Source organism: Paenibacillus periandrae (assembly GCF_022458865.1).
In the GTDB taxonomy this organism is placed as follows: domain Bacteria; phylum Bacillota; class Bacilli; order Paenibacillales; family NBRC-103111; genus Paenibacillus_S; species Paenibacillus_S periandrae.
On the sequence record NZ_JAJNMU010000050.1, the window covers coordinates 25,250 to 32,360 of the forward strand.

Consider the following 7,111-nt stretch of genomic DNA (forward strand, 5'->3'; position numbering starts at 1 on the left):
CATGAAAATTTTGCATTTTATTGCAAAATTATGTACGTCACGTTAGACTTAGAGCAGGGATTTCAATCCTACTGATGGATTGGTTACAGATCAATTTCCATCAAATTAACAAACATTGAGATTGTAGGTGATTAGTGAATGAATAGAGATAAAAAGTTAAAAACGCTGGTAGTTGACCAACATATATTTGTTGCGGAAGCTACTAAATCTGCGTTGAAAGAAATTGAAGACATTGTAGTTATGGATATAGCATTAGACGACAAACAATGCAGAGAGAAAATGGCCGAACATGAGCCCGATTTAGTCATTCTAGATTATTTTGCACCTGGATTAAACGGTCTGGAAATTATCGAACATATTAAATTGAATTACCCTGCAACCAAAATTGTCATATTCACGGGGGAGGATATCACGAAATTATTCAATCGTTTGGTAAAGCTGGAGGTAGACAGCATTCTATCTAAAGAATCCAATGCTAAAACATTCAAAAACATGGTGGAATGTGTGTTGGATAATCAATCGATGATTCCCATTTCAATTTTTCACCAACTTTCTTTAAACACTAAAAACGATATGAGTGACATGACTAAGGAAGAGATTCTTATCATGAATATGATTGCTAAAGGATTTACCCAAGATAAAATTGCAGAAAGAATTTCCGTAAGTAAACGGTCAGTAGATAATTATCTAAAGCGTATTTACTTAAAACTTGAAGTGAAAACCAGATTGGAAGCGATAGAAAAGTTCGTAAAGAGTGAACTCTACCATGAAAACTTTAAGATTGAGATTTGAACCTCCTCACACCGGATAGGATTCCTAGCTAGTTTACTTGACGCATACGTTTCAGATGCTAAGTTAAGGGCTAGTTCAATAGCCCTTACTGAATCAGAACATATAGCTATTCAGGCGACAGACTGTTACCATCTGACACAGGTTGACGCATGATGTTGATAGTTCCAACAAACGCATTAAACTAAAGTGGATCTTCGGATTATATGGTGGAATGAAGCTTTCAGATTCCTATTAATTCCATTTATTCCAAAGGCGGTGATAGGAGATGTTTATTAAGAATCTACTACAATTATTCAAGAATAAACCAAAGAGCACGTTGTCTTTGGAAGACTTGGTATACTCTTTTGACCGTAATAGAAAGGTCAAGTTTAATTTTAGAAACACCGGAATTACTTATGAGGGGCGCGGCGTTTTATACGAAAATGAGACCGAAATTAGAAGGTTTTACGCAATACTAAATTCTATGACAAAAAATGAAAAATGTAATCCCGGTGTGATAAGCGAGGATCGTTTAAAGAAGATCGCAACGGGCAGTGGTACAAATTTGGATGATATTAAATTCTTAATTGATATCTATAACCGCTGGAAGATGGAAATTAGTCAATCAAACTCCACCATATGAAAATTGGTTGAGGTCTTTATTTGTATAATTCTGGTCAAAATCCAAATACAACTAATATCATAGGGGGAATTAGATTGGGAAAGAGCAATCAAGTAAAGTTAGTCATGAGTGGGTTTGTTTTAGGAGCCATGTTTTTTGGAGGAATTTCTTATGCTGCCTCAGCCACAGAAAAAACTAGTCTAGAAGCAATCTTTGGAGTGAAATTAATTCATAATGGAATTGATAAAACACCATCGGATCCAGATCAAAAACCATTTATTGCAAATGGTTCAACATACGTTCCATTAAAATCTATAGGCGACATTTTAGGGGTACCTGTTAAATGGGATGGAGAAAATAATGCTGTTATTATAGGTCAACAATTAAGCAGTTCTCCACTTCCAGCACCATCATCATATGAATTGAATGGACCGAATTACATCAATAGTGACAAAGCTTTTATAGATCTAAAACAAAATCAGCCAATGAAAGTAAATAAAAAGGATTATGGCAAGATTGGATTTACTTTAAAAAATATGTCATTCGAAACCATTGCTAAATTCCCTTTGAACGCACAATTTTCAACTTTATCACTTACACTTGGTTTTGATGATGAAGGAGCGAATTACGCCGCTGCCCGTCATGTAAGTTTCTTAGATCAAGATGGAAAGGTTTTGGAAGAACGAACTATTGGACCCGGGTCAGTTCAAGAGTTAAATATTAGTGTCAAAGGTGTACTCTCTCTGCACGTGAAGATCGATAAGTCATCAGGGGGCGAGTTCCCTGCCTATATAGACCTTATAAACCCTACTTTGATTAAATAAGTTTTAGTTGTTCACGCATTACGCAAGACGGACAAGAAGGACAAAAGATATACTCTGATGCAGTACGATCGCTAGAAGCGAATCGTGCTGCATTTTCATAAGTGGAGATCGACAAGCCTGAGCTTTCCTTCAACATGATACGCCTCGGCATCATCTTGTAGGGTCATTATCCTTCGGATGAAGTGAAAAAATCGATCTTCAGCCCATATTGAGCTATATGACCGAGATAGTCATGGTCAAGAACCTGCAACTCGGCTCAAGTATAAGCTATCGCTGTCTACAAAACGAGGATGGATGAACAAATCAAATATCTGGAGGAATACAATGATTCTACTGACTCCCGCGAAAATGCTCGTAGGCTCTTATGGCTTTTGCGCGAGAAACAATGAGGCACCTTCGGTCTTTTTGTATGACAAGGAATGCAGACTATACCGACTTGATGAGGGTTTGACGCTTCATGAAGAAGGGAGTATTTGTAACCATGCAAAGCGCCCCTTCAACAACATTTCGTTTCATCCGTTTATGGAGCAAGGTCGGTAGATTTGCATGCGTCTTATTCTCGCGTGATGGGAAGTTGATTTGGACTGCACAAAAGCTGGACGAGAATCATCTGCAAATATTGGTGTATCTTAGTGAAGATGGCACTCTCTTGCATACACACGAAATGGAAGACCTACTATCTGAGTGCTCTACGAATGATGGATATACCTGCCTCGGATTCCGTAACGCTTGAGCTTGCGGCGGGTCAGGATGGCGTCTCCGTATACGAATTGTCGATTCAAGAGAAAAAGCTCTGTATCAAAGAAATGTTTCCATACGGATGCTATATTACACCAGCATGGCATCCTGGCGGCAGAAAAAACTGTTCACATTAGAAAACGATATGCGTTTGCTAGTTTTTCTTATTCTGAATTGGAATTGTTAAAGGAGCAGAATCAGCTCGAAGAAGACCAAGATGACGAGGGCTCCGATATGAATCCGGGCTATGAGATGCTCTATCTGAAAAATGGTCTGGCCGTAACGCAAAATATGAACGATCGATTCTTCTTGTTTGATCCAAGTCAAATGGAGCGAATTGAAGAATTGGTCTTCGCTGGATATGAACCTGTACCCACGAATACGGTATTCCAAAATTTGAATGAAGAGACATCTCTTTACTCGCAAATTAGCTCTTTTGAGAGTAGGCAAGCTGTTCATAGCGAAAACCGGCTCGCTAAACGAAACACAGTATCTGTTTATTATTGAAGAAGAAGCAGTGCTTGAGGCAATCAGCCTCCATTTGCATTCTCTATAACAAAAAAATCTGTACAAATGCTTATACAACACTTTGTGCATCCGCGGCGCAAAGTCTGACTATCTAATGTCTTTATATTATTTGTCATCTCTTGTAGATGAATGGAATGAGAGATCCCTATTTTTTCCTATCGTGTGGTAATATATTGGTAACTACTAACAACCAAGGAGTACCTCATGGCCATAACGAAACAGCCCCATTATCCTGTGAAAGCGAGCGCGAGTTCTCCGTCAGCGGTGTCCGCATCCAACAGTATGCGTCAATCAAACCAACGGGTATCCAAACCGGCTGCCCCCATCCAGCGATCCCAGCTCGATCCCAGGTCGCTTACTTCGCAGCACATCCTTCAGCTTCAACGTATGATCGGAAATCGTGCGGTTGCGCAATTAATGAAGTCGCAGACAAGTCCAAATATCATTCAGCCCGTACGCAGCAACCATCCAACAGTCCACTCTAACCCATCAGGACAAGTCATACAACGGGTTGCCCATTCTGTTATTAATTTGACTGACGCTTCTGTCACTCCCAAGGAAGGCGCAGAAGATCTCAGCTGGGATGAGTTTTCAGAGGAATACACAGATTTAAAGGAAAAGGCAGACGGCGGCGCAACAACAATCAAGTTAACGGATAATCAAACAAGGGCCATTGTTTATATCGACGACGTTATCGTTCAAACACTAGCACTAGCAAAAACAAACGGCAAATGGTATGAAGAATCATTGGATGATTACGAGCCGGATGAGGTTGAGTTTGTTCTGGATCAGACCACACCGAAGGATCCTGAAGTATTGGTTTTGGCTAAACGATTAGAGAGTAAAATGAACGAGAAAATATCAGAAGGCGATCTTAAACAGCTATACAAGTCCGTATCGGATTTACCCGCAATCGCAAAGGCAATGGATAATATGGGTGATGCAACAACCTATGACTGGTCCATTTTATTTACAAGATTAATACAAGGGCCAAGCAGAAGTATTATAGCAGGTGTATTAGAAGCAGGTAAGGGCCATTTTAAGATTGCAACTCTACTGCAACAATTGAATACAAATCCCCTCACGGCCCTTGAACGAGTAACCATTGCAGCTAAATGGGGGAATGATGATACGTATTTACATTATGCCCAGAACATGGCCATATCTGCAGACAGCTCAAAAGGCCGATTACAAGGTACCCAATTGGCTGCTGCTGTGGAGCTAGGCGAAGCCATCACATGGAGCCGCCCGCAAGCGGATCGAAATTATGTTCATGGTGCAGATCCGTTAGCCCAGCCGCGAACAGGATTTATAACAGCTACTATTGGTGGTGTCCCCATTAGTATTCACGCACATTGGTATAGACTCAGTACTCTTGGGCATGTTGCAGGAAAGATTACATCCGCTCATGTTCAAGTCGCTGGCGCTAACGACTTAGAAATCAATCAATGGTCCTTCCTCAAAGGCCTACTGACTGAAATTGTGGCTCAGTTCAATGAACCGGGAGGACATCTGCCATCCACAGACAATGGCATTGGAAATCTCACTATAACCGTCTAAAATGACAATACCGCATCCAATGAATTAATCTCACCGAATCGAATGCACTAATAACCTGGAATTGGTCTCTCCTACTATGAGGACAAGCAATCGATACAAAAACTTGAGTCTTTAGGCGTCTCAGTAACAGTTGATACTGCCACTTCCTAATTTTTTTGAGCATTTTAGTAAAAACCTTTATCGGCAGCTCTGGCCATTTCGTTGTGGTTTGAGTGTCACTTTCCGATTTTCATTTAAAGATCTTTCGCTGAAGGATATTTTTAGGATAGACCGACGAACTAACGAAAGGAGGGTCAAACAATGATTACGTGCAGAAATTGCCACAATAAGTTACCATCTGAAAGTTTATTTTGTAATATCTGCGGGAGAAAAATAAAGATTACATGCAGGAATTGCGGCAATGAATTACCAGATGGCAGTTTATTCTGTAATATGTGTGGAAACAAAAAAACCTCTATTGAAGACGTATCTCCTGTAAAGACTATCCAAACAACCAGTAAGAGTAAAAATATAGCAATTACAATAGTGGCTTTGTTGATTCTTGCTATATATATGGTCAATTTCTTTATCACGAGGGAGAATGAAATTCAACAAATAAAGGCTGCCCAAGATAAACAAGCAGCTGAAAAATATCCACCACCACCAGCACACATCCCCTGGCTTCCGCTTGTTGCTGATTTACCTAATGGGTACTTACATACTCAAGATAGGTCTGCCTACTTCTTTCGGTGGATAGTTGAAGATAATCAGATTTCCGGCCAACTGGAATATAGTAGTAAAACTTACAGAAGAAGTCCTAATAGACCTGGTGACATAAGCGAAATAACTTACTTTAAGGGTACAATCGATGGTAAAAGAATTACCTTCGATCTTAAAGCCACGTATAACGGTAGCAAAATTACTACACATTCTGGCCAGACCTGGAAAGGTCATTTTGATGATGTTAATAACCTTTATATAGATCAGATAGGTGACAAAAACACTAGCCTTATGGTTTTTCGAACAAGACCTGTGGAAGACTACCATAATGCCATTAATGTACTTTTAACGTCAGACAAGAAACTTTGATTCTTAATATAGAAAAAGAGTGTTTGGAGTACGAAAATTTCAATGGAGTAGCCTACAACTTTAATATTCGGATGTAACTTGCAACATTGCTATTCAGTCTAAAGCTTTTTTATTCACATCTTGGCGATTAACAAGACCGAGATTCCTTGGTAGATAGGGAATCCCGGTCACGGATACGAAGGTAAACTAAGGAAAAATAAAAGCGCCCGGTTGAATTTCAGGCGTAAAAGGGTATAATGAATGTATATAGAGTAGATCCCTTGAAAAGACTAAAAAAAGACCCAGAACTGCGCTAACAGATCTGGGCCGCATCAATAGTCGCCCTTCAAGGGGGCTGGCTCATGTTGGGTGAGAATGGACCGTTCACTTTGGAGAAGTGGGGACGGTCCTATTTCTTTTTATGGAAAGTTGTAATCAACGTGATCATTAGATTGACTAAAAGGATTATAATGGTTACGGCTCCAATAACGATCGTTGCTACGTCTTTTGGTTCCACTGGCTCACCTCCTTTCGGAGGAGCCAACACCCATGAGAGCACTCTACGATGCTTCGATGATTATATCATATGCAGGTATATTATTCTATTAATCTGGCAATACTATAAATGCGCGCGATGTTGGTGAGCGAGGGTGGAGTGGCGCCTGAAGCTTTCGCATATTTTCCCCAACTGACGGTCGCACGAATCCGGAGGGGGACGCGGACCTCAATGGATCCATGTACATAACTGCAGAAAGTCCAGGTTGGGCTAGGGGATTTGCTCCCCCTAGCCTATTCGTGCTGCTTATCAGAAATAGGAGAGGGCAGCATCGAGCCCGTGCTTTACCCGCTTGCTGTTCAAAGAAAATAAAGTACTAGACTGGAAAAATAAAGCATTATATAGACCGCAATTAAGATCATAACCTAACAAGCAGGCGATCAACGGTATCCAGCGGGTGCTGATTGATTCGCTTCATAAATTGGCTTACATGAAGCTTAATCTTATAGAATTTTTCAAAAAAGA

The 7,111-nt window shown here is 40.2% G+C and carries 8 protein-coding genes; all 8 read left to right on the forward strand.

The annotated features are described in order from the left end of the window. Positions 1–138: 138 nt before the first annotated feature. The 8 genes from LRL21_RS43215 (at position 139) to LRL21_RS43250 (ending at position 6,111) form a co-directional block, all read left to right on the forward strand. Positions 139–792 carry a response regulator transcription factor gene (locus tag LRL21_RS43215; RefSeq protein WP_240421936.1) on the forward strand — a complete coding sequence of 218 codons (654 nt, stop codon included), beginning with the start codon at positions 139–141 and terminating at the stop codon, positions 790–792. A gap of 265 nt (positions 793–1,057) precedes the next feature. Continuing rightward, positions 1,058–1,414: a hypothetical protein gene (locus tag LRL21_RS43220; RefSeq protein WP_240421937.1), complete on the forward strand. Its 357-nt coding sequence runs from the start codon at positions 1,058–1,060 to the stop codon at positions 1,412–1,414. 74 nt (positions 1,415–1,488) lie between these two features. Next, a complete protein-coding gene (locus LRL21_RS43225; RefSeq protein WP_240421938.1) occupies positions 1,489–2,217 on the forward strand; it encodes a stalk domain-containing protein in 729 nt (242 codons plus the stop codon). Between the two features lie 324 nt (positions 2,218–2,541). Next, positions 2,542–2,757, forward strand: coding sequence for a hypothetical protein (locus tag LRL21_RS43230; RefSeq protein WP_240421939.1), 216 nt, complete (start codon positions 2,542–2,544; stop codon positions 2,755–2,757). A 155-nt stretch (positions 2,758–2,912) separates the two neighbouring features. Beyond that, positions 2,913–3,092, forward strand: a complete 180-nt coding sequence (locus LRL21_RS43235) for a hypothetical protein (protein WP_240421940.1) — start codon at positions 2,913–2,915, stop codon at positions 3,090–3,092. 37 nt (positions 3,093–3,129) lie between these two features. Further along, positions 3,130–3,462 carry a hypothetical protein gene (locus LRL21_RS43240; protein WP_240421941.1) on the forward strand — a complete coding sequence of 111 codons (333 nt, stop codon included), beginning with the start codon at positions 3,130–3,132 and terminating at the stop codon, positions 3,460–3,462. A 225-nt stretch (positions 3,463–3,687) separates the two neighbouring features. After that, the gene (locus LRL21_RS43245) at positions 3,688–5,043 is read left to right on the forward strand and encodes a hypothetical protein (protein ID WP_240421942.1); all 1,356 of its coding nucleotides are present in this window, start codon (positions 3,688–3,690) and stop codon (positions 5,041–5,043) included. A gap of 300 nt (positions 5,044–5,343) precedes the next feature. Continuing rightward, entirely contained in the window at positions 5,344–6,111 is a 768-nt protein-coding gene (locus LRL21_RS43250) for a zinc ribbon domain-containing protein (protein ID WP_240421943.1), read from the forward strand. Positions 6,112–7,111 lie beyond the last annotated feature (1,000 nt).

Excerpts from the sequence above, each read along its gene's own strand:
- LRL21_RS43220 (WP_240421937.1), top strand. The coding sequence starts at position 1,058 with ATGTTTATTAAGAATCTACTACAATTATTCAAGAATAAACCAAAGAGC.
- LRL21_RS43230 (WP_240421939.1), top strand. The coding sequence starts at position 2,542 with ATGATTCTACTGACTCCCGCGAAAATGCTCGTAGGCTCTTATGGCTTT.
- LRL21_RS43215 (WP_240421936.1), top strand. The coding sequence starts at position 139 with ATGAATAGAGATAAAAAGTTAAAAACGCTGGTAGTTGACCAACATATA.
- LRL21_RS43235 (WP_240421940.1), top strand. The coding sequence starts at position 2,913 with ATGATGGATATACCTGCCTCGGATTCCGTAACGCTTGAGCTTGCGGCG.
- LRL21_RS43245 (WP_240421942.1), top strand. The coding sequence starts at position 3,688 with ATGGCCATAACGAAACAGCCCCATTATCCTGTGAAAGCGAGCGCGAGT.
- LRL21_RS43250 (WP_240421943.1), top strand. The coding sequence starts at position 5,344 with ATGATTACGTGCAGAAATTGCCACAATAAGTTACCATCTGAAAGTTTA.